Raw genomic sequence first — 21,999 nt, 5'->3', positions numbered from 1 at the left:
ATATGGTGTGGCGATTATCTATCGTGGAGTTCAAAACTTTTGATCGGCTGAGAATATGTGCAACCACTATCAAAACCATCCGGAAGCTATTCCCACTTGGAAAGAATATATTGGCGCGGCTGATGATACCCCGTTCTCTGAAATCAAGGTTGATGTCTGGCCGAAATATCAGGGCATAATTGCTCGCGTTGATAACGGTCAGAAGAAACTGGATACCATGCAATGGGGCGTTCCGCTCACCATGAAAGGGAAGCGCCCGGGCACGACTGTTACAAAGAGAATCACCAACGTCCGCAATCTCTCCAGTTCTTTCTGGCGCTCAATGCTGACAAAGCCTGAAAATCGCTGTCTTGTGCCGTTCACCCAATTTGCAGAGCCCAAACCCAATGCGGGGAGGGAAGAATGCTGGTTCAAGGTCGATGAAGCGTCTGTCTCAGCTTTCGCCGGGATCTGGCGACCTTCAGATGAAGGCAGTGTTTATGCGTTTCTAACCTGCGAACCCAATCCGCTTATCAAACCAATCCATCCCAAAGCCATGCCGGTGATTTTGCATCCTGAAGATTATGACGATTGGCTGTCAGGAGATGAGGCGGAGAAGTATGCGGTGCCGTTTCCATCGCAATTGATGTCCATGGCAAACTGATCATAGACTATTATGATCCAGTGCATGAGCAGCAAATGTTGGCTGAAGGCCAAAATTAATCAGTCCATCGATCAAGCGTGATCATTGGTGTTCCTTTGTCAGACGATACCAAAAAATTGCATCGGCCGTCACAATCATAAATTCGGCACGGTGGATGCTTGCCAACTAATGAATAGTCCGGGCCTTTGACCATGATGAGAGCCACAAGGTCGACCTTGAATGTCGTTTGGCATTTCGTGCACCAAGCTTTGATCTGGATGCCATTGAGGAGCATATACGAAAAATCATGCCTACGAGCGCAAGCAGGTTGACCAACTAAATCACAGGGGTGTTTAATCGTAGAAGCATTTTATTGCTTCCTATAAACATGCCTTGCAATATAGGTGTCAGATGACCTCAGAGGCAAAAAACAGAACACTTGCTCTGCTGCTATATCTCGCGGTGCTTCTTGGGATACAGCATTGGTGTATTTCGAGCGGACTAACGCCGGGCGAGAAGTCCATCTGGCTTTATGGCGGAATCGCGAGTCTGCTGTTCGGCAGTCGCCTACTTAATCCTTACTTCGTGGCTCCTGCGGACACAGCCGCAAACGGGTTTGTCGCTCTTTTGGTAATCCTTCCAGTATTTCCAGAAGTGAAGCCGTGGACTGATGATGCCATCGTCGTTGGTGTGATTACGAGTTACGCTGTCATCGTCGCGCTCGGATCAATTGCAGTAATTGTCGTCCGTCGCGCTCAGGGCACACAACAGACGAGACTGGTCCAAGCAATTGACCGGGCCATGAAGGGGCTGGGTCGACCCAATGTAATCTTTGGGTTCTTGATCCTTTCTGCGGTCTGGCTGTTTCATCGAGATAATGCGGTGGAAGCGATTACGATCCTCGTCGCACTCATCGTGATCACCGTAATTAGGCCGTTTGAAGTTGTGCTGGATTTCTTCGGGTGGGTTGGGAAGCTGCCTAAGCCCATAGCGACGGAAAACGTCATCGGAACGGTTGCCGCTCATCAGTCACCCGGCATGGTGCTCATAAGACAAGCTGACGCCAACCCAGTTGCTCGTGGAACGCCGATGGTCGTATCGGATCAGCATGGTCCACCTTTGTTGGCTGTTGCGCTCAACTATGTAGGCCGAGACGAAGGCAACCTCTTACGTGCCGTCACTGGTAAGCTACCTGCATCCATTGCCGCTAGAGCGCAAATACCGGCCTCAGTAGAGGCAGGCACGGCCTACTCCGTGCATCTCGAGCCAGAGGAAGCGGAGCAGATCGCAGCGATTAAGCGAATCGAGAGGCTCTGCGGAATCGTCGATAGCGACACGAGTATCGAATACATGGAGTTCGAAGTGGTCGATGAGTCAGGCCTTTCGGAAGGTTGCCTCGTAGAAGCTCGCATCGGCGACGAGCGCAATGTCATTTATCAGGTGATCGATGGGGTTACTCGGGAAGAAGTTGTTCAGCAGAAGAACAAGTATGGATATGCTCGCGCGAAGGCCCGAAAGATCGGGGCGTGGAATGAAGGGAACGGAAAATTCATCCCTGTTTCTTGGTTGCCGAAGATGAACGCGCCGGTCTTCCTGTTAGAGGCGCAGGATCAAGAATTTGACCCATCAACAATCGGACACTTTCCAGATACTCCCTATGGGGTGCGATTCGATGTCACCTCGGCAGTAACGCACAACACGGCGATTCTGGGCATTTTGGGCGTGGGCAAGAGCTACCTTGCTATCGAACTCGTGGAAAGAATGATCAGTGAGGGTGTGAAGGTTCTGTGCCTCGACCTCACAAATCAATATCAGCTGATGCTAGCTGACTTTCTCGACGAACCATTTGAAGAAGCCAAGCGGCAGGAACTGATGGAGGCAGGAAAGGGCGGCAAGGCTCATCAAAATCGAGTCCTGGGAGGGTCAAAACACGAATTTAAGAAGGCTGTCATCAAGCAGCTGCGCCAATTCATGTCAGGGGACGACGATCACTTTCTGCGTATTGTAAATCCGGCTCAGTTTCGGGTCACGAAGCAACCTTCGTTTATGAGCAAGGGGGAATCCGAGCTTATGCCCCTCACTGCTTCGGAGATAACCGCCGTCTTTTCGGATGCTGCGTTGTTCGTCTGTCAGGAACTCGGCATGACCGAGAACGCTCGCCTTTGTCTTGTCTATGAAGAAGCTCACTCGCTCGTTCCTGAGTGGAATTCTGTTGCCCAAGAAGGTGATCGTCTTGCGACATCGACTAGCGCTCGGGCAATCCTTCAAGGACGAAAGTTTGGCTTAGGTTGCCTACTGATCACCCAGCGCACAGCAAACGTCACAAAGACGATTCTCAATCAGTGCAACTCGATCTTCGCAATGCGGACGTTTGACGACACAGGAAAGGACTTCTTGGGCAATTACATAGGCTCGGACTACGCAAGCGTTCTGCCTTCACTGCAGTCGCGACAGGCGGTAATTTTTGGTAAGAGTTCGTCTTGTGAGAATCCCGTATTAGTGAGGTTGAACGACGCGGAAAAGTTTCGCCCGGCTTTTAGAGCTGACCATCCGCCAAAGGTTCCTACTCCATACGAGCCGGAAGAGGTAATTGAGGACGGTGAAGCAGCCGCTGAAACTGCCGCGGCAGCGGATGAAGGCATTGCCCATTCCACAGACGGTCAGTGATCACCCCTCACAAAAAGCGCACAAAATGGATTCCAGCCTGACCGAAATAATCGAAGAACCGTTTGAAAAGAATGGTGGACGCACGAGAGCTTGAACCTAGGACCCACTGATTAAGAGTTAGCTGCAAACGGTAGCTATTGCTGATCCGACTGTGAAACCCGCCGGTCCGCCAACGGCCCAACTGTCGACGGGAGAAGCACCATTATTAACCGATTGGTCAGACTGTTTCTAATTGGGACAGAAAAATTCATGAAAGTTATTTGAAACTAACCAATTGAAATATTATTCAAAAAATAATACCATACCGATATGGCTGACAGTGATCTTGATAAAGGCGAACAACTTTCGAGTTGTGAAAAATCGGAGATGGTTCCGATCAACATCGGCCGCCTGCTTGCCTATGTCGCTGAAATAATGTTCCCACTGCCATTGTGGGTATACGGACGTTTTGCAGCAATCTCCATTTTCAGCGGAGGGAATGCTGACCAACTGACTTCGGAACAAGCAAAAGATCCCTTGTTAAAATGGATCGTTTTGCAGCAGAATTCTGTTCGGCTGATTGCCAATCCACCAGCTGCCTGGACCGCTCCCTAAAATTTCGCATTATCGATAACCTGTTTGAGCGTGGTTGCGCTTGGACACCATTGATTATGCGAGAGCGTTCTGAAACCCGCCACAACTGCGTCAAGTGCGTTACCGCAGTTGCCGCAGTTGCGTAAGCGAGAGCTGTAGGCCGCCTTGCGCGTTATGGCATTTAAGGGTTGAAGGCTGCTTATTTGGGAGCGGCGATTATGGACGACATGGGTTCGGGATCAGCGAGCAGTCATACGATTAGTCATATGACCACTCATATGAGTGGTTCTAGTCTTGGCCGTGTAGAGATTGTCGGCGGCCGTCGGCGCTGGACAGCCGAGCAGAAGCTGGCGATGCTGGCAGATGCATTTGGTCCGGAAGGATCGGTTGGCCAGACTTGCGAGCGTCACCGGATTGGCAGTGGCCAGCTATACACATGGCGGCGTCTGGCGGTGAACGGTCAGTTAGGTGGCATGAACCCGTCAGGCCGAGCGCTTGCCGCACCTGCTTTTGCCGAAGTCTCGCTGGATACTGGCCCAAGCGACCGAGCGGCGGTAAATCCTGCACAGCCTAGTCTGATCAGGATAGACCTGCCGACAAGGATAAGACTGACGGTGGACGCGGCGGTCGATGCCGATGCGCTGACACGGGTGCTCGCGGTGCTTTCCCGATGATCCCGCCATCTCCTTCGACGCGCATTTACCTAGCTTGCGGTGCGACCGACATGCGCAAGGGTTTTAATGGTCTGGCGGTACTGGCGCAGCAAGTATTGCAGAAGAACCCGCATTCAGGGGCGCTGTTCGCCTTTCGTGGCAAGCGCGGTGATCTGGTCAAGCTGCTGTGGTATGACGGCCAAGGGATGTGCCTGTTTTCCAAACGGATGGATCGTGGCCGTTTCGTCTGGCCGGTGACCAGGACCGGCAAAGTGCACCTCTCTTCTGCCCAGCTTTCCATGCTTCTCGAAGGCATTGACTGGCGTAGACCTGAACGCACGGCCGTTCCGCTTCTGGCGGGATAAAACGGCATATTTGGGCGGGTTTTACTGGTAATCCATGAGCCACTCGGCTATTAAATGGCGGTGTCAGATACCGCTCATTCTTACCCCGATAAAGACGCCCGGATCGCCGAGCTGGAAGCTGCTTTGGCGGCCCGTGACACGCTGATCGAGACGCTGCGGTTACAACTGGACAAGCTGCGCCGTATGACCTTTGGCCAGTCGTCGGAGAAGCTGTCGCAGCAGATCGAGCAACTGGAACTGACGCTCGAAGAGCTGGAGAGTGAAGCTGCGATTTCCGATGCCCGGGCGCCTGAGCCGATCGTAAAAGCCGGACGGCCATCGCCCGTTCGCGCTTTGCCTGATCATCTGCCACGCGATGAACGCCGCATTGAACCGGAGACAGGTGCCTGTAATTGTCCTGATTGCGGCGGCACCCTTCGCCCGCTTAGCGAAGACAGCGACGAGATACTTGATGTACTGCCGGTGCAATGGCGCGTTATCCGTACCATCCGTCCCAAATATAGCTGCCGTTCCTGCGAGAAGATTGTGCAGGCCCATGCGCCTGCCAAAGCCATTGCCCGGGGTAAAGCCAGCTTCGCCACCCTTGCCCATGTCGTCGTGAACAAGTTCGATCATCATCTACCGCTCTACCGTCAGTCCGAGATGATGGCGGCGCAAGGTGTGGACATCGACCGTTCGACGCTGGCCAGTTGGGCTGGCCAAGCCGCCAGTCTGCTCGATCCTATCGTTAGCCGTATCCGCGAAGAAGGCTTAAAGGCCGCAAAGATCCATACCGACGATACGCCGGTCCCGATGCTGGTACCCGGCAAGGGTAAAACGGCACAAGCGAGGCTGTGGACCCATGTTGTCGATGACCGCGCATCCGGCTCTACCGGTCCGGCATTGGTCTGGTACAAGTTTACCCTTGATCGCAGCGGTATCCATCCGCAGACCGAGCTTAAGACATTTACAGGTTTGCTGCAGGCCGATGGCTATGCTGGTTACGATAAGCTCTATCAGGATGGCCGGATACGCGAGGTCGCCTGCTGGGCGCACTTCCGGCGCAAGATATTCGAGAACCATCAAGCAAGTCCGACGCCGCTCACCACCGACCTGCTGGAACGGATTGCAGGACTATACCGGATCGAGGACGATGTTCGCGGTCAGCCACCCGATATCCGCCGTCAGCAGCGCCAAGAACATAGCAAACCGCAAATCGAGACGCTGCACAGCGTGATCGACGATGCCTTGCGCCGTCTGTCGCCCAAATCAAGCATGGCCAAGGCGCTAACCTATGGCCGCAAACGCTGGGATGCGCTCACGCGCTATCTCGGTGAAGGCATAGCCGAGATGGATAATAACATTGCAGAACGCTCCATCCGTTCCATAGCGATAGGCAGAAAAAATTGGCTATTTACCGGATCCAAGGCCGGAGGAACACGCGCTGCCGCTATCTACTCGGTTATCGAAACCTGCAAACTCAATGGCGTAGAACCCCAAGCCTATATTACCGATGTTATTGAAAAAATCGCATCCGATTGGCCCGCTTCCCGTTGGGACGAACTCATGCCATGGAACTGGACAGACAATAACAAACGGAACCGTCAAGCCGCATAATACGCGGCCCCCAGCTCTCGCTTACGCAGTTGCCGCACCTTAGGGTTTTTCAGCGCCTCGCCGTTTCAGGCGAATAGAAATGAAAAAGCAAACTCATTGGAAAAATCAAACAGAAGTATTCAATGCGGCCGACCAAATGGTGGCCGCCAAGAACTGCGGGCCGTATGATATCACAGGCTACGACGTAGCAAAATCGCTGGGCATGGATAAGCCGAACGGGCAGCTCTATAAAAACTTCAGACAATGGCAAGAACAGACCAGCGCCTTAAATGCTGGAGCTGCCGTTGCCGCGCCTCCTTCAGTTATCGAACCAATATTCAAACTGCTTGATAACCAGCACCAGGAGCATCGCGACTTAATCACCAGCGCTCTGGGAACGGCATACACAGAATTGAATAATTCTGCGGAATTGAAAATCACTGCAATGTCCCGAAAGCGGGACGCGATCGAGCATTCGTCGGACGAGATGATCGAACTGCTGACAGACGCAGAAAGCGATCTGCAAGCGACAAGAGATGCAAATGACGAACTGACGGCACAGAATGCAAGGTTGAGCGGTGAAAACGAAAGGCTTGCGGCGCGTAACAGACAGCTGAGCGAGATACTCGAGAAACATTTAAGCACGCCGCAATCCGGTATTGGACTTCAATCCGCTGAAGCAGCTGAACTCGACGATCAAGTTGGCGCAGAAACTTCTCGGACGGTCGCTGAACAAGTCCCGGATGCGGGTTTAACACAGGCCGTTTCTGATGAAACGGAGCCAGCGCTGAATGATGCTGAGCCAAATATTGATCCTGATGCTGCTGCTCGAGATGCGCCGGGCTCATTAGCACATGACCAGGCCCCGACTGAGCAATAGCCTCTGTGGCCTGCATCAAATTTTTGAGGTCTGTGGGCCACCTATAGCCAATTCAATCAAGATAGCGCGAATTTATGTTCGTGCAGGAGAAAACTCATGACTAACAAAAAAACACTCCCATATGGCGAGACAAAGAAAGTCGAGCTGATGGATCAGTTTGGAACATTGCAAGCTCACTTCCCGGATTCTGACGACATCAGCATGGCTCCGATGTCGAAAATTGAAGCGCTGCATAGGTTCGCTGAACAAGCTGAGGCGACGATCGACGATAGATTTGCTGAAATGTCAGACAATTTGTTGATGCCTGAAACCTTTTCAAGCGACGAGTTTCCGGCGCGGAATTTGGATCAATTCTATTCTCCCTGGGAGAACGACGAAGCTGGCAAATGGGATATTGTCGATTACGACTTCAAAGGCGTCGAGGAATATGATGCTCAAACAATGCAAATCGTATCAGAATGTAAGGCCAGATTTCTGGATGATGATGACATCGAAAGCCCGCCGGCTGCCCTAACTGACGAGTGCCGTGAAACAAACGAGGCAGAGCAGGCACAGCCTGCTACACTTCTGCTCGAGGAAAGACTGCTCGAAACCAGTGCTCCTAAGCTTCCTCGGTCACTAAGCGTCGCCCCTGTTGAGGGCGGCATAACGCAGGGACCGAATGCGGATGATCCGCACGGAAGCTCCCCTTCTGGAAACTATGGCGGCGATGATGATTGAATTCATCAACGCCGGCAGTGCTTGCCGTTTCGGCAAGCACTGCCCCGTGCCGGAAGGCGAAGGGGCATTCAACGGCGTGTATTCCAACGCCGGCGAACGGGGCTAATTCGAAGTATTAGCCCGGAGTGAGTGTTTAAAGCTAATTAATCTCAGGGACCGAACGCGTAATGCGAGCGGAAAACATTATGACGATAAAAAAACATTATGCCATCCTTCGGGTGGAGAAGATCAAAACTTTTGCGGACCTTCGGGCCGTCGGGCAGCACAACACTAGGGCTATCCCGGCAGCAACCGTTCCAGGGGCAGCCCCACCAGTGGAGCGGCTACGACTGACCGGTCCATTCGATCAGCGCGCTAAATCGCTTCTTAAAAAACTGGAGGTGAAATTTAAGAAGAACCAGATAATTGCCGTTGAAATTTTGCTGTCAGCTTCTCCTGAGTGGTGGGCACAGGCTTCCAATTTGCATAAAAAGGAGTGGATCGAATCTACCGAAAAATTCTTGCACGAGAAATTTGGCAAAGGTCTGATTTCTATTTCGTACCACACGGACGAAAGTACGCCGCACATTCAGGCGGTCGCATTGCCCATATATTATCGAGCTGTAAAGAAATGCGGTGCAAAACCAATCAAGGCAGAAAGCATCGCCAAACGGCAACTCGAAGAAGCCAACGCGCCTAAGATATGGCGCTTATCTTATGATGAAATATTGGGAGGCGAACCAGAAAATTTGTCTAAACTCCAGACCCGGTATCATTCCTTTGTCGCCCATCTTGGCCTCGAGCGAGGAAAAATCACCCTTGGCCAGGGCATCAAGCACGGACCACTGAAGCAGTATGCAAAAGAACTGAGACAAAAAGAACGCGAATTGGAAGCGTGGCAGGAATCGCTTGCGGGCGATCAGGCTTTTTTAGCTCATGAAGAAGACAAGCTCCGTGATCAAATATACAACTTCCGTCACGAGGAACGTGACGTCGATGCTAGACTGAAGGCTCTGATCAAAAGAGAGGAAGCAATTACGGACCGGGAGGTTGAACTCGATGCCCGCGAGACGGGATTAGCAAACCGCGAAGAGACACTTAAAAACCGCGAATTTATGTGCGAAATACACGAGAAAAAAGTGGAAGAGCGTTCTAATTCTATACAAATCCAACAGCAGGATATTGATCGCCAATCCCAAAATATCCAAGCCAATATCCAAAATATTGCTGATCGCGAAAATAAACTGCGCTCAGAAATCGCTAGGCTTGAAACCCAAAAAGAAAAACTGGGAATATTTGAGCAGCAACTGATCTGGGTCAGCCAAATCCCAATCACAAAACCTAAAAAAATGACGTCAGGAATAGAATCTCTCGCTCCAAACGCCGACAGCGATAGTAAGCGGATCTATCACAAGGCCTTAAATGCCGAATGGTCAGAGCCCCTAAAAGCCATCTTTTTGAACTTTATGAAAGATCTTGCGAGAAAGGCGAGGCTGAAAGCGATGATCATTCGGGTTCGAAAGACAATGAATGCACTGCGCCGCAAAGAGGTGGCTTTAACCGATAGAGAAAATAGGCTCATTTCCGAGGAACGGAGAATTGAACCGTTGGTCAGAAAGGCAGAGGATAAACTCGCGGCGGCTGAGGAAATTACAAAAATTGCTGAGCAGTCGGTGCAGCAGAATATCAGTCACGCCAAATCCGCTCAGAAAATAGCTGAGAACGCCGAAAACCAGTGGAAAAGCGCAAAGACCAGCTTGAATGCAGTCAATGCCGGCATTCAAGTTTCCCAACGAGAAGTGGAGGATCTCCAGGAAAAACGTGATAATCTAGCGAATGAGCTTTCAGGATTGGAAGCCAATAATACGCTCATTGTAGAACATACCAAGGCGTTACGCGTTGAAGTTGCAAGTTTGAATTCCCGCAAAACGGAACTTGAAGCCCAGAAGCGTGAGCTGAGCGATGAACGCCAAAAGTTGGATGGAGATCGAGAACAGCATAGTTTGGAGCGAAAAAGCTTCGACAAGGAACGGAGCGCAGCCGATTTGGCTGAGCAGCTGCTTAACGATGCAGTCTCCGGCCGTGTATCGTTGAGGTTGAGACATGACATGGTGTTGATGACGCCTCTAAATAATGATAAAATGCTTCAGCGGAGAATTTATCAAACTTTCGAACTACCTACTTGGCTGCCGGATATAGTTGATGGGCTAGAGACGCTGGATAATGTCGTGAAGCAGACGGATACGGATGCGATGGATCTTCAGGTATCTCGCAAAAAATTGGCGGCGCTCCATCCGGAACTGGCGCCGAAAATTGAAGAACAGCGGAAGGAAGACCCGATTGCCGTTCAGAGAATGCTCCATCAGCTGTCGTCAGATGGACAGAGGAAAGGATATTGAGAGGGTCTGCGCGGTGATGACAGTATCGCCGACAGGTGCTCGTGGAAAATTATCGATGGCAAGCGAACATTGAGCCGTTGAACACCGCGATGACCGCTAACGCCCCAATAGCGGACATTCCGAGGGCCGGGGGTGACTGCGGGTTACGTGCCTGTTAGGTGAGACCGCTAATGGCGATCGGAAGTCGATCAGCCTTAAGGAGAGTATGCATGCTTTTTCACACCATGGTCGGATCGAACGACATTGAACGATCCAAGCGCTTCTACGACACGGTGCTCGGCACCTTGGGTGCAGGGGAAGGGACGCGGAACATCGCCGACAGCGGCCATACCCGTCTGATCTACAATAACGGCAACGGAACCAACTTCATCGTCAGCCAGCCGATCAACGACGAACCGGCAAGCGTCGCCAACGGCAGCACAGTCGCCTTTTCCTGCGACTCGCCCGAGCAGGTTAAGCAGCTTCACGATACCGCCGTTGCCGCTGGCGGAACCTCGATCGAAGCTCCGCCAGGACCGCGCGAAACTGCCTCCATGGGCACCATCGAACTGGCCTATTTTCGTGATCCCGATGGCAACAAACTGTGCGGAATTCATTTTCCTGCCTGATCCGTCAGGCACGGGTCTGCTTCTAAACCTAGCGGACCTCGATCATGCGATCCCGCGAATGACCGCTTTCCACCCACTTGTTGCCATTCGAAGGGATTAGATGGGAAATGGAAGCGGCTGGTCTGCAAACGCCCCAGAAGCCGACAAAAAGGGATTGAGATCAAAACAGAGCTTCGAAATTCCCGCAATACCACTCTGTGGCCACCTTTTCACGTTTAAGCTCAAAGCCTAGGCCCTCCCCAACGTAGTGCGTTTGACGGAAAAACAGGATCGGCGCGATAGGATAAAGTTCAGTGCAGTATCTACGATAGTCGAGTTGGCCGGACGGTCCGCGAACCTCTTCAAACTCTGCAACGAACTCGTTGCCCTCGCGAGCTGCCCTCAAATCAATCGGCTGTCCGTGTGCAGTCACTGGCTGATTGATCGACCATAAACCATGACGGATTAAATAGTCAGAGTTCGATACTTTTTTCGACAGCTCGTAACATCGGTTTCGGAGTGACTCCCAAGAAGTTCTGTTGAGGAACTCAACGCGATTGGGATGAGTGATCGTTTGACAATCGACCTCAGCCCTTCTTCGATACGTTGCTGACGTAATGATGCGACCAGCCTCGCCCCGTCGCAATTCCGTATCCGATAAAGGCTCAATGTTGGCCATAGTGACTGTGACAACGTCGTTTTGGTAGAGCAGAGTCTTGCAGAAATTATCACAGCTGACGCCTCGCTGGAATCGAGTTTTACCGGACACAGTAGAATCGTGCCATTCAACGCTGACATTCCCTTTTACCTTAATAGGGTTCGATACAATGCTATGTTCACCCACCGGATGCAGCGCGTAAGTCTGCATTCGATAATGCGCGATTACTTGGCTGGGTAAAGGCACGATTACATGCACAAAAACCATGAAACACGCCGCGAGAAAAAGTGAAGTGGCAACTGACCAAGATTTTCTAGCAAAATGGAAACCGGTAAGAAAAAAGATAATTGGCAAAACAAAGATTGATGCACCGATTATTATGAGCGCAGCATGCATCGCGAAAAAAACAGTAAGAGTTGCTGCCCAAAACCATTGAGAGCGATCACGGCTAGCCGACACCTCAATTTCGAAATCTTGCGTCATCCTGCCTCTTTAATTTGCGTTTGGCCGCCTGTGCAAACGTCGCCGAAAGTTCTTGGCTGTATATGGATTGCAAAGGCGAACAAATTCTTACGATTCAAAGCGCTGCTAATCGGCCAAACAGGCGATTAGGCATTTTAAAAAATCAGTCTGCCGAAAATTCGATGTGTTAACTACCGTTCCGCAAGGAGAAGTATGATTACTGTCGCACAATTCCGCTCACGCCTACGTCAGCTTCCCACCCAGTTTCGGACATTATGATTTGACCGCATTGACTTCAGGCAATGGCAGCTTTCAGGAACGTGCGTCGACCTTGGGAATGACGACAATTGGGCGCATTTCGGGCCGACTGTAGTTGGGCCAATTGCGGACTGTGCGGTTCTGGTTAGGCTTGTGAAAGTGTTCAGCAAACAAGTTTGGCCCTTTGTAAGCCGCAATATAAATTGGTCCTTGACCTTCTCACATAGCAGGATACATATAGATTTCGAACTCATATAAACCTAGGTTTTGTGCGGCTTACAGAGTTTTGGGAATGTGGAGCAGAATCCCTTCACCCGCTCCATCACCAAGATCAGTTCACGCCAGTCCGCACAGAATTTTCTTCAGCCATCCGCCCGATCACCCAATATATCTTCAGCGACACGCCGTGCGTGGCGGGAACATTCCACCAGTCCCTGCGAAAACGGATAACGTTCCAATATTTGCGGCAGCGCCAGGCAATGGATCCGGCTTGCTTTATCCGTGGCGAAGTCCAGCGCAAACGGCTGTAACAGTGGCTCGTCGGGCGCGCGCAGGGCCTCTACCAGTCCCGGGAATGGTAATTCCGTCAGACTTGCCGGAGCCTGTCCGCGCGCATCCACCATGACGTCAAATCTGGCGGTGCCATCTTCGGTCTCCACCGCAATATCGCCATTTTCCGTCTGCGAAAATTCAGCACCTTCTTCGGTCGCCACAAGCTCGAGCACACCGGCATCATGAAGCGCAATGACCCGCGCCAGAGAAAGATGCGGAACTGCCGCATAGCAATCGGCAAAAACAGGCATGAGATGGTCGAGAAAACGCGCATAATCCGCTTCCGTCAGTTCGCGTAATATCCGGTCGAACGCTTCGTGACCGCGGAGCAGGGCATAGCGATGGGGGATGGTCTCCTTGCGCCGCATCGTCTCGCGCGCTCCAGCCAGATCCCGCTTTACCGAACGCAGCCCGCCAAGCTCGCGCCGACGGGAGAAATAGGCCGATGCAAATCCCTCTACAGTCCGTGCGGTTTCAGGCAGGCCGGCCAGATGGTCCGGATCGGCGGCATCCAGTTCATCGCAGAGCAGCGCGAATACGCGATCGAGCAGTCCATCCGGCCCGCGGGCGATCTCCTCGTCAATGGCCTCCTGTGTGAGGCAGGTCAGCGGCTCGTAGGGAAATGGATAATAGAAATCACCCTCCGGCATGATCCCCATATGCGACACCATCGTGATCTTTAGCGCGTCATCCACATCATTCGGCAACCAGCTGATCCGGTCGCCGCTTTCCGCAAATTCGCCCCGCGCATGGCCGATGGCCACGACGATATCGATCGCCGACAGCGAGGATCCAAGGACGCCGATATCGTCCTGATCCAGCCCGGTGATATTGGTATAGGGCCAGGGCGAGACCAGCTTTACGTCGTCAATTTCGGGAACGTCCGGCCAGCTGTGACCCGATGCGATCACGACTTCGTCAAATGCTATGGTTTTGGCAGACTGCCCGGACTCACAGTGAACCGTAGCCTTCGTCCCGTCTGCGACCTCAATATCGGTCACGCGGCATTTCGTCAGCACGTTGATCTTGTGCCCGGCAGCACGCGCATTCTTACATAGATCGCCAAATTGTGAATGAAGATATTCACCGATCAGCACGCGCGGATAAAAAGCCCGGGCCGTCAGGTCATGCGCCGACAACTCCCAGTCGCCGAGCTCGCGGGCCGGACGGTCCTTCAGCCAGTCGACCAGAGGCCGAACCGGTGCCGGGATTTCGCGACTGAACGCGTTGCAAAGCATGTAATCGGCGTTGAGGGCAGGGTCATAGGGCATGCCGGTCCCGGCAGTCGACGAGGCTTCAAAGATGCTGATGGCAAGCGGTTCATCGCTGGCAGCAAGATACTTCAGCAGATAAATCGCCATCGGGCCGCTTCCCACGATTCCAATCTCACGCACGAAACAATCCTTTCCATCCGGGCAAAGCGCAGGTTGGTTACGACCTACCGAAAATAGCGGTCAACGCCGATATGTCACGAAAACAGTATTTATTATCTCCCAACGCTGCACAGGATAATCCGTTGCGTGATCGGTTATCCGTGTTGAACGGCCTCGAACGAGGAGCAGTCAAAAATTTTCATACACTCGAAAAGTTTTGGTTACATTTTCTGAAAATAGACTAAATTGCCCGGCTACGCCGCCGTACCCCGAATTGTTATATCACCTGAGCTTCAGTCTCAACAAACAGTGGAAGCTGATTATGCCGACCCGTAGCCAGATCAAGAATTTCAGGTTGAACGAGTTTAAAGACCGACAGGCAAATGACTCCCGATTGCTAGAACGTGGAGCGTTGCAACAGAGTGGCGATGCATTCCATGCGCTGGCCGACACGATGCCGCAGATGGTCTGGTCGACATTGCCCGACGGCGATCATGATTATTATAATGCCCGCTGGTATGAATTTACCGGAGCGCCCGCCGGATCAACCGATGGCGAGGCCTGGGCCGACATGTTCCATCCCGAGGATCAGCCGGAAGCCTGGAAAAGATGGACGCATAGTCTGGAAACCGGTGAGCCCTATGAAGTCGAATATCGGCTTCGCCATCGCTCCGGCCAATATCGCTGGGTTTTGGGGCGGGCGCTGCCGATCATCGGGCCGGACCAGAAAATCCAGCGATGGATCGGCACATGTACCGATATCGAAGACGCGAAGCAGACGGCGAGCCATAACGAGATGCTCAGTCAGGAACTGAGCCATCGTATCAAGAATATTTTCGCGATCATCTCAGGCCTGATCAGCATGACCGCGCGCGGGGACGAGAATTTCCGTGAGCCGGCGGAAACGCTGAAGGGACGGATAGCTGCTCTCGGGCGTGCGCATGAATATGTCCGGCCGCATAATGACAACGAGCAGGCAGAAATGGGCGACGTCACGATGCAGCGCCTGCTGTCCGAGATATTTGCATCCTATCCGGCTTTTTCGGACAACAGGTTGCTGATTTCCGGAGGTGATATCGCGGTGAGTGATCGGGCGGCAACGCCTATTGCCCTTGTTTTTCATGAACTGGCGACCAATTCGATGAAATATGGCGCACTGGCCGCCGATGAAGGCCAGGTAGAGCTGGCCATATCACGCGATCAGGACATGGTGGTCTTCAAGTGGTCGGAAAAAGGAGGCGCTCCGATCACGAGCCCGCCGACCGAGTCAGGATTTGGCTCCAAGCTTGTCGAAATGTCGGTTACGCAGCAACTTGGTGGCAAGCTTGACAGAATGTGGCTGCCAACCGGTTTGCAGATAAATATGGAGGTTCAGGCGTCCCGGTTGTCGGGCAGCTAGAACGCGGGCTTGTCTTGCGTCAGTCGAAAAGCTTCATTCGTGGCGGCGGCTCGACATCGTCCTTGTCGTTCGAAACATCTACCAGATAATTCAGTACATCCTTCAGTACTTCGATCTCGACGGGTTTGGTAACCGCGCCCAGCGTTCCCTCGACACCGTCTCCCAACAGCCTGGGGTTGGCGGTGATAAAAACGACCTTTACCCCGAAATCGTTGGCCAGACGCGCTCCGATGATCGGTCCGGTCGGACCATCGCTGAGATTGACGTCGACAAGAGCAATGCCGGGCTTTTTTGCAACCAGCTTCAGGGCGGATTCCGTGTCATCGGCTACGCCGATACAGTCATATCCCAAGTTACCGACAATTTGTTCCAACTCCATGGCGATGAGAAACTCATCTTCCACGATCATAATCTGAGGGGTCATAATAATGGTCCGCTAAATTGTATTTGCATCCTTAACGCGAGAACCGCGAATCTGGTTCCCGGAAATGATCAAATACTGCATATTTCAAACGTTTGGACAAAATCAATCGTCGATAATCACTGCGGACGGGATTGATACAGAAGCCGTTCACCAATCCGGTATTTTTTCCGATCACGCTTTGTAAAATCTGTTCCGGAGTCATGATGCGGCCCTAATCCATTTGCTTCGCTTTCTGACAAGGCTAAGGTTCAGGCCGAGAGGGAGTTTGATGAATATTGAGGTTTTGAAGCGGGCTAAACTGGTGATTATAGCGACCAGCATGGGTGTGATTCTAACGCCAATGCCGGCGTCGGCGCAATTCGGCAGTTTCTTTGGTGGCAAATCCAAGGAAGAGCTAAGCGATGAAGCAACGGCTAGCGAAGACCAGGATGTCGCGGCAGAATCCGGGGATAAAGCCGTCACCGCCGCAGATCCGCAGAGCGCCGCCGCCGCGCCGACCGGTGCCAGTTCTTTCGATACATTGTGCGGGAACGGACAGGGAAAGCTGGACGGGACGGAAGCCAGGCCAACGCGCAAAGGCCTGTTCGGCATGGCCGACCGGATGGCGAGCATGACCAGAAAAATACCGCTGGTCGGCGATTTTCTTGTCGATAGCGCCAACAATCTGTCACAGGCAGCCTCGTGCCGGCTCTATCCCGAAGAACAAGAACAGGCTGCGGAAGCCACGCAGGTCGCTACCGAGGGCGGGGAGATCGGCAAGAAGGTCGAATGGCAGAGCACTGTCCGCGAAAATGTCTCGGGAAGCTCGACAGTCTCGTCGAAGAATGCATTGCCCAACGGCACGCCGTGCATGGTGCTCGCCGATATCGTGATCGTTGACGGCGAGGAGCTGAAAGTCTCGAAGACCATGTGCAAGCTGCCCGGTGCAGCCCGTTACACCATCATGGATTCCTGACCCGGGGTATCGCTCCGCTTCACTTCCACGCTAATTTTGCGCCATTCGTGGCTGCAATCTGTCGTGGATATGAACCGTTTCCGCCAATTGTTACAAATTGCGACAATTTTCGTCTGTTCTGACAAAGTTCAGCGACAAGTTGCTATTAGAACAACATTCATGGCGGAACGATAAACCGTTTCCCTGAACAGGAACATGAGGAACATATTATGAAAAAAGCAATTTTGATCTCGAGCGCTACCGCACTTTTGATGGCTGGCGGAATCGCCGTTGCCGCACCCGGTGACCGCGGCATGCGGGCTGATACCAATGCAGACGGCGCCATAAGCCGCGCTGAAATGACAGCGTCGCTGAACACCCGCTTTGCCAAGATGGATGTGAATAGCGATGGCTATCTCTCCAAGGAAGATCGTGAAGCGAAACGCGCTGACCGTTCATCGAAACGCGGTGAACGCTTTGCCAAGGCCGATACCAACGGCGATGGCGAATTGAGCGAGGCCGAAATGGAATCGGCTCGTGCTGAACGCAAGGCTGCCAAATTTGCCCGCGCCGACAAGGACGGCAACGGCAAGCTCAGCCAGGAAGAAGCCCAGTCCATGAAGGGCAAGCGCGGCGGCAAAGGCATGCGCGGCAAAGGCGACAAACGTGGCGGCGGTATGGCAATGATGCGCAATGCCGACACCAATGGTGATCAGAAGATCAGCAAGGCCGAATTTACCACAGCAGCGCTGGCCCGTTTCGACGCAGCCGATGCCAACAAGGACGGCAAGCTCACCAAGGAAGAGCGTCAGGCTGCCCACAAAGGCCAGCGTGGCGAACGGAATAAAAGAGGCGGTTAATCCCTGAACCACTCTTTTCGCGAACGGATCGTCAGCCATCTCCCCCTTCTCCCCCAATTGGCTGGCGGTCCGTTCCTTTTTCAAGATCCTGTGATAGGGCGATCCGATGACGAACAAGACTCACATATTGCTGGTCGATGACGAAGCATCATTGCGCGAGCCATTGGCCGAATATCTGATCAAGCAGGGCTATAAAGTGCAGCAGGCAAGCGACGCCAGCGTCGCTCGGTCACTGCTCAACGCCTATGATTTCGACATCATCCTGCTCGACATCATGATGCCCGGCGAAGACGGCCTCAGCCTGTGCCGCTTTGTCACCGACAAGACCGATATCCCGGTCATTTTCATCAGCGCCAAGACCGAGGAAACCGAGCGGATCATCGGCCTTGAACTCGGTGCCGACGACTATATCACTAAGCCATTCAGCCCGCGCGAACTGGTTGCGCGGATCAAGGTCGTCCTGCGTCGCGCCGACAAGGGTGGAACCAGCCAGAACGGCACCACCGGCGGCGCTTACCAGTTTTCCGGCTGGACGCTCAAATGCGACAAGCGCAGCCTGATCGATGCCGATGGCGTCAATATCTCGCTCTCCACCGGTGAATATCAGATGCTGCTGGCGCTGGTGTCCCGTGCCGGCAAAGTGCTCAACCGCGACCAGTTGCTCGACATCACCCAAGGCCGCGAGGCCCATGCGTTCGACCGCGCCGTTGACAACCAGATAAGCCGGCTTCGGCGCAAAATCGAGAGCGATCCGAAAAATCCGGAAATTATCAAGACCGTGTGGGGCGGCGGCTATGTGCTGGCCGGAGAGGTTAAATCCCTGTGAAACGTCTATGGCCTAACAGCCTGGTCGGCCAGCTGCTGCTGGTCGTCGCGCTAATTCTGCTGCTGGCGCAGGGTATCAACAGCTTCCTCCTCTATCGCGGAGCCCAGAACCAGAATCTGGTCGAAGCGTCGACATCTGCGGTCGCCCGCATTGCCTATGGTTTCGAACGGACGACTAATGATCGCTCGGCCTCGCGCCGCGGTGGCAAACGGTCCCGACGGTGGGGGCAGCTTAAATTTAGCCCTGAAAGTGCAGTTGGCGACGATATGCGGCGGTTACCGGAGCTGGAAGCGCGCGCCGGTCAGGCCTTTGCCAATATGGGCATCGGATTTTCGGATATTCGTGCGACTTCAATCCGCGATCTGACGACCGATATGACTGGCTATGTGATTGGTGCCAATCGCGGCGAGTGGCGTAACGATCCTATCAACCGGTCGATGGGCGGTGACCAAAATACCCCGGAGACCAAGGGTTTCGTGATCATTTCGGCGCAGCAGGCCGACGGCCAGTGGGTGAGCATCGCTTCGGCTGTACGAGAGCGCACACCCTTGCTGGTCCGGACCCTGCTATTCCAGACATTCACCATCTATCTGCTGATGCTGATCCCGCTGATTCTGCTCGGGCGCTATATTTCGCGCCCGCTCAAATCGCTCACCGCCGGAGCACAGTCTTTCCAGCCCGGCACGACCAAAGCGCTGGAAGAGCAGGGGCCACCCGACACTAGGGAACTGATCCGGGCATTCAATGACATGAGCGGTCGCGTCACAAGGATGATCGAAGAGAAAGACGTCATGCTGGGCGCCATCGGTCATGATCTGCGGACACCGCTGGCGGCGCTGCGGGTGCGCGTCGAAAGCGTCGAGGACGAGGCCGAGCGCGAACGGATGGTCGCGGGCATCGAAGACATGAACAGCATGCTCGAGGATATATTGTCGCTTGCCCGGCTGGGGCGCTCGACCGAACAGTCTGATCCGGTCGACATCCGCTCGTTAATCGAAACCGTCGTCGACGAGTTTACCGATCTCGGTCAGGACGTCCGCTATCAGCGTGGAGACAAGCAGATTGCCACGGTTCGCGAGACTCTGGTCCGGCGGGCGCTACGCAATTTGATCGGCAATGCGACCCTCTATGGCAAGGCTGCGGATATATCTGTGGAAAAGTCCGGTAGCAGCCTGTTGATTCATGTGGATGATGACGGACCAGGGATCCCCGAGGGAAAGATCGCTGCGATGTTCGAGCCGTTTCTGCGCGGAGATGCATCGCGCAATCGCGCCACCGGCGGGTCCGGTCTGGGGCTGACGCTAGCCCGCGCCATTGCCCGCGACCATGGCGGTGATATCATCCTGAAGAACCGGGAAAATGGCGGATTGCGCGCCACATTAATTTTGCCGGTTGGCTGATCGGGCCGCAAATCGCCACACGACTGGCGCAGCGATCTAATGGCTAGTTTGCCTTAGTCTCCGAAGTAGTTTCCGAAATCGCAGCCGGATCGGCAATGCCATCAGCGGCCAGTTCGGCGTCAATATCCTCGGCCATCACCTTCGCCGCCTCGTCAGCCGCTTCTTCGAGCGAGCGCGCGTCCTGCTCGATATCCGCTTCCATTTCGGCAATCGCTTCGTCGCCCTTTTCCTCGACCGGCGTTTCGGAACAAGCGGCCAGCAGCAGGGCACTCAGACCGAGAAGCGGGAGCGCTCTCATTGTTTTGCCGGCATGGTGAAGTCCGCATCGCTATTCGCTATGATCGAAAGCACCGTGCTCCAGGCCGCGACATTCTGCCGCAATTGTTCCGGGTCGATTTTGTCCAGCGTATCATCCGGCGTGTGGTGCAGATCGAAATAGCGGCTGCCGTCCTGCTGCAAATCGATGATCGCGAGATTGCCGTCGCTGATGATCGGACCGACATCGGCGCCACCACCGGCCATACCGGCAGAGCGACCAATGCCGAGGTTAAGCAGGCTGGACGAAATTGCATCTTCCACCTGCTTTGCGCCATCGGGCAGAGTATATTCCACCCGCCAGACATTGTCCGCGCCAAAATCCGATTCCATGGCGATGGCGTGTTTCTTGTCACGATGGGCATCGCGATAAGCCTTGCCGCCCCAGATGCCGACTTCCTCCGCGCCAGCCCACAGCAACCTGATAGTGCGCAGCGGCTGGCCGTGGTCCTTGATATTCTTCGCAGCGGCGGCAATGATCCCGCAACCGGCAGCATCATCAAATGCGCCAGTGGCCAGGTCCCAGCTGTCGAGATGGCAGGCGATCAATATCATCGGCAGATTCGGGTCACGCCCGACCACTTCGGCGATAACATTACCCGATTCCTGCTGACCGATATTCATCGGCGTCAGCACCAGATTCATCGTCACCGGCTTGCCCAATTTGCGCGCCAGCTTGACCATCCGTTCGAGATTATCGGCATCGGGCAGGGACAAAGCACCCGCCGGGATCGGCTTGACGCCTTCGCCAAAACCGGTGCTGCCGGTGTGGGGATTGCGGTGATAATCGGTTCCGATCGACTTGATGACATAGGCCGCCGCACCTTTTTGCGAAGCAATCGAAGGTCCAAACCAGCGAACCGGACCGAACGCGCTATAGCTGGAGCCATCCTGCGTCCGGTGCATATTGTGAGTTACAAAGGCGATCTTGCCGGCCAGACTGCCATCGGGAACCGCCTTCAGCGCCTCGAGAGAGTCGAAATAGGCGACCTCGGCCGTAATCCCCTTGTCGCCTGTGCTGGCACTATTGCCGAGTGCGGTCACAAACAGCTTCTGCGGATAAGGCGCGACCACCGCCGCCGTTTCATCGCCGCGCACCCAGGTCGGCATCATGAACAGCTCGTTGCGGACATTGTCGAAACCGAGCGCCTTCAGCCTGGCAACCGCCCAGTCCCGCGCACGCGCTTCGGCTTCCGTGCCTGCCTGCCGTGGCCCCACTTCGGTGGTCAGTCCTTCAATAATGTCATAAGCGACATCATCCTGCAGCGCTTTGGCCTGCAGCATCATCGGATCATGATTGTCGGCCAGAGCGGCGGTGGACAGAAACAGCGCGGACGCGCCAGCGAGCAGGGTGGATATTTTTCTCATGGACGCTGACTAACCCGCCTTTTGCCGTTTGCCAATAGCCTGACCAATGGTCCCTTGCGACAGGCGGGCGGAATAGCTACATGGTCCATCAAACAAGCCCTATTTCCCGTTAATGCTGTGCTTGCCGAAACATGCCGAACGATCGGCGCG

General features: G+C 53.8%; 20 protein-coding genes. 15 read left to right on the top strand and 5 right to left on the bottom strand.

All coding sequences use genetic code 11. The features are described 5' to 3' along the window. The first annotated feature begins 55 nt into the window (after window positions 1-55). The 10 genes from ACWFTY_RS10585 to ACWFTY_RS10540 all read left to right on the top strand — a co-directional run bounded on the left by ACWFTY_RS10585 (window position 56) and on the right by ACWFTY_RS10540 (window position 11,041). Window positions 56-643, top strand: coding sequence for an SOS response-associated peptidase family protein (locus ACWFTY_RS10585; RefSeq protein ID WP_447524191.1), 588 nt, complete (start codon window positions 56-58; stop codon window positions 641-643). Window positions 644-1,033: 390 nt separating this feature from the next. Continuing rightward, window positions 1,034-3,289, top strand: coding sequence for an ATP-binding protein (locus ACWFTY_RS10580; RefSeq protein WP_447524190.1), 2,256 nt, complete (start codon window positions 1,034-1,036; stop codon window positions 3,287-3,289). Between the two features lie 309 nt (window positions 3,290-3,598). Continuing rightward, a complete protein-coding gene (locus ACWFTY_RS10575; protein WP_447524189.1) occupies window positions 3,599-3,883 on the top strand; it encodes a hypothetical protein in 285 nt (94 codons plus the stop codon). 245 nt (window positions 3,884-4,128) lie between these two features. Beyond that, on the top strand, window positions 4,129-4,536 hold the full coding sequence (gene tnpA / locus ACWFTY_RS10570; RefSeq protein ID WP_447524188.1) for an IS66-like element accessory protein TnpA: 408 nt from the start codon (window positions 4,129-4,131) through the stop codon (window positions 4,534-4,536). After that, entirely contained in the window at window positions 4,533-4,880 is a 348-nt protein-coding gene (gene tnpB / locus ACWFTY_RS10565) for an IS66 family insertion sequence element accessory protein TnpB (protein WP_447524187.1), read from the top strand. Before tnpA ends, tnpB begins: the two co-directional genes overlap by 4 nt. Before the next feature lie 54 nt (window positions 4,881-4,934). Next, window positions 4,935-6,476 carry an IS66 family transposase gene (gene tnpC, locus ACWFTY_RS10560; protein ID WP_447524186.1) on the top strand — a complete coding sequence of 514 codons (1,542 nt, stop codon included), beginning with the start codon at window positions 4,935-4,937 and terminating at the stop codon, window positions 6,474-6,476. Window positions 6,477-6,555: 79 nt separating this feature from the next. Continuing rightward, window positions 6,556-7,335, top strand: a complete 780-nt coding sequence (locus ACWFTY_RS10555; RefSeq protein WP_447524185.1) for a hypothetical protein — start codon at window positions 6,556-6,558, stop codon at window positions 7,333-7,335. A gap of 96 nt (window positions 7,336-7,431) precedes the next feature. Beyond that, window positions 7,432-8,055, top strand: a complete 624-nt coding sequence (locus ACWFTY_RS10550; protein ID WP_447524184.1) for a hypothetical protein — start codon at window positions 7,432-7,434, stop codon at window positions 8,053-8,055. 185 nt (window positions 8,056-8,240) lie between these two features. Next, window positions 8,241-10,433 (top strand): plasmid recombination protein, encoded by a 2,193-nt coding sequence (locus tag ACWFTY_RS10545; protein ID WP_447524183.1) that lies wholly within the window; start codon window positions 8,241-8,243, stop codon window positions 10,431-10,433. Window positions 10,434-10,642: 209 nt separating this feature from the next. Beyond that, window positions 10,643-11,041: a VOC family protein gene (locus ACWFTY_RS10540; protein ID WP_056422467.1), complete on the top strand. Its 399-nt coding sequence runs from the start codon at window positions 10,643-10,645 to the stop codon at window positions 11,039-11,041. Between the two features lie 160 nt (window positions 11,042-11,201). Here the strand turns inward: ACWFTY_RS10540 and ACWFTY_RS10535 are convergent, their stop codons facing one another. Together ACWFTY_RS10535 and ACWFTY_RS10530 are read right to left on the bottom strand one after the other, a co-directional pair. Next, the gene (locus ACWFTY_RS10535) at window positions 11,202-12,161 is read right to left on the bottom strand and encodes a hypothetical protein (protein ID WP_447524182.1); all 960 of its coding nucleotides are present in this window, start codon (window positions 12,159-12,161) and stop codon (window positions 11,202-11,204) included. A gap of 599 nt (window positions 12,162-12,760) precedes the next feature. After that, a complete protein-coding gene (locus tag ACWFTY_RS10530) occupies window positions 12,761-14,344 on the bottom strand; it encodes an FAD/NAD(P)-binding protein (RefSeq protein WP_447524181.1) in 1,584 nt (527 codons plus the stop codon). A gap of 301 nt (window positions 14,345-14,645) precedes the next feature. Between ACWFTY_RS10530 and ACWFTY_RS10525 the strand changes: the two genes are divergently transcribed. Continuing rightward, window positions 14,646-15,722 (top strand): sensor histidine kinase, encoded by a 1,077-nt coding sequence (locus ACWFTY_RS10525; protein ID WP_447524180.1) that lies wholly within the window; start codon window positions 14,646-14,648, stop codon window positions 15,720-15,722. Between the two features lie 19 nt (window positions 15,723-15,741). Here ACWFTY_RS10525 and ACWFTY_RS10520 read toward each other — a convergent pair whose 3' ends face one another. After that, window positions 15,742-16,146 carry a response regulator gene (locus tag ACWFTY_RS10520; RefSeq protein ID WP_447524179.1) on the bottom strand — a complete coding sequence of 135 codons (405 nt, stop codon included), beginning with the start codon at window positions 16,144-16,146 and terminating at the stop codon, window positions 15,742-15,744. 268 nt (window positions 16,147-16,414) lie between these two features. Here ACWFTY_RS10520 and ACWFTY_RS10515 point away from each other — a divergent pair, with 268 nt between their 5' ends. From ACWFTY_RS10515 to ACWFTY_RS10500, 4 genes are all read left to right on the top strand, one after another. Beyond that, window positions 16,415-17,101, top strand: coding sequence for a hypothetical protein (locus ACWFTY_RS10515; protein ID WP_447524178.1), 687 nt, complete (start codon window positions 16,415-16,417; stop codon window positions 17,099-17,101). Between the two features lie 209 nt (window positions 17,102-17,310). After that, a complete protein-coding gene (locus ACWFTY_RS10510) occupies window positions 17,311-17,940 on the top strand; it encodes a hypothetical protein (protein ID WP_447524177.1) in 630 nt (209 codons plus the stop codon). 106 nt (window positions 17,941-18,046) lie between these two features. Continuing rightward, window positions 18,047-18,766 (top strand): response regulator, encoded by a 720-nt coding sequence (locus ACWFTY_RS10505; protein WP_447524176.1) that lies wholly within the window; start codon window positions 18,047-18,049, stop codon window positions 18,764-18,766. Further along, on the top strand, window positions 18,763-20,166 hold the full coding sequence (locus tag ACWFTY_RS10500) for a sensor histidine kinase (protein ID WP_447524175.1): 1,404 nt from the start codon (window positions 18,763-18,765) through the stop codon (window positions 20,164-20,166). The genes ACWFTY_RS10505 and ACWFTY_RS10500 overlap by 4 nt, the downstream gene beginning before the upstream one ends. A 43-nt stretch (window positions 20,167-20,209) precedes the next feature. Here the strand turns inward: ACWFTY_RS10500 and ACWFTY_RS10495 are convergent, their stop codons facing one another. Together ACWFTY_RS10495 and ACWFTY_RS10490 are read right to left on the bottom strand one after the other, a co-directional pair. Further along, the gene (locus ACWFTY_RS10495) at window positions 20,210-20,464 is read right to left on the bottom strand and encodes a hypothetical protein (RefSeq protein ID WP_447524174.1); all 255 of its coding nucleotides are present in this window, start codon (window positions 20,462-20,464) and stop codon (window positions 20,210-20,212) included. Then, window positions 20,461-21,849, bottom strand: coding sequence for a M28 family peptidase (locus tag ACWFTY_RS10490; protein ID WP_447524173.1), 1,389 nt, complete (start codon window positions 21,847-21,849; stop codon window positions 20,461-20,463). Before ACWFTY_RS10490 ends, ACWFTY_RS10495 begins: the two co-directional genes overlap by 4 nt. Window positions 21,850-21,999 lie beyond the last annotated feature (150 nt).

This window comes from Parasphingorhabdus sp. NYA22 (assembly GCF_976973735.1).
Note: the sequence above shows the minus strand (reverse complement) of the source record. Positions and strands in the feature narration are given on the sequence as shown.

Bases quoted from the DNA above. Each gene is read 5' to 3' on its own strand.
- ACWFTY_RS10585 (WP_447524191.1), top strand. From the start codon at position 56: ATGTGCAACCACTATCAAAACCATCCGGAAGCTATTCCCACTTGGAAA.
- ACWFTY_RS10580 (WP_447524190.1), top strand. From the start codon at position 1,034: ATGACCTCAGAGGCAAAAAACAGAACACTTGCTCTGCTGCTATATCTC.
- ACWFTY_RS10575 (WP_447524189.1), top strand. From the start codon at position 3,599: ATGGCTGACAGTGATCTTGATAAAGGCGAACAACTTTCGAGTTGTGAA.
- tnpA (WP_447524188.1), top strand. From the start codon at position 4,129: ATGACCACTCATATGAGTGGTTCTAGTCTTGGCCGTGTAGAGATTGTC.
- tnpB (WP_447524187.1), top strand. From the start codon at position 4,533: ATGATCCCGCCATCTCCTTCGACGCGCATTTACCTAGCTTGCGGTGCG.
- tnpC (WP_447524186.1), top strand. From the start codon at position 4,935: ATGGCGGTGTCAGATACCGCTCATTCTTACCCCGATAAAGACGCCCGG.
- ACWFTY_RS10555 (WP_447524185.1), top strand. From the start codon at position 6,556: ATGAAAAAGCAAACTCATTGGAAAAATCAAACAGAAGTATTCAATGCG.
- ACWFTY_RS10550 (WP_447524184.1), top strand. From the start codon at position 7,432: ATGACTAACAAAAAAACACTCCCATATGGCGAGACAAAGAAAGTCGAG.
- ACWFTY_RS10545 (WP_447524183.1), top strand. From the start codon at position 8,241: ATGACGATAAAAAAACATTATGCCATCCTTCGGGTGGAGAAGATCAAA.
- ACWFTY_RS10540 (WP_056422467.1), top strand. From the start codon at position 10,643: ATGCTTTTTCACACCATGGTCGGATCGAACGACATTGAACGATCCAAG.
- ACWFTY_RS10535 (WP_447524182.1), bottom strand. From the start codon at position 12,161: ATGACGCAAGATTTCGAAATTGAGGTGTCGGCTAGCCGTGATCGCTCT.
- ACWFTY_RS10525 (WP_447524180.1), top strand. From the start codon at position 14,646: ATGCCGACCCGTAGCCAGATCAAGAATTTCAGGTTGAACGAGTTTAAA.
- ACWFTY_RS10520 (WP_447524179.1), bottom strand. From the start codon at position 16,146: ATGACCCCTCAGATTATGATCGTGGAAGATGAGTTTCTCATCGCCATG.
- ACWFTY_RS10515 (WP_447524178.1), top strand. From the start codon at position 16,415: ATGAATATTGAGGTTTTGAAGCGGGCTAAACTGGTGATTATAGCGACC.
- ACWFTY_RS10510 (WP_447524177.1), top strand. From the start codon at position 17,311: ATGAAAAAAGCAATTTTGATCTCGAGCGCTACCGCACTTTTGATGGCT.
- ACWFTY_RS10505 (WP_447524176.1), top strand. From the start codon at position 18,047: ATGACGAACAAGACTCACATATTGCTGGTCGATGACGAAGCATCATTG.
- ACWFTY_RS10495 (WP_447524174.1), bottom strand. From the start codon at position 20,464: ATGAGAGCGCTCCCGCTTCTCGGTCTGAGTGCCCTGCTGCTGGCCGCT.
- ACWFTY_RS10490 (WP_447524173.1), bottom strand. From the start codon at position 21,849: ATGAGAAAAATATCCACCCTGCTCGCTGGCGCGTCCGCGCTGTTTCTG.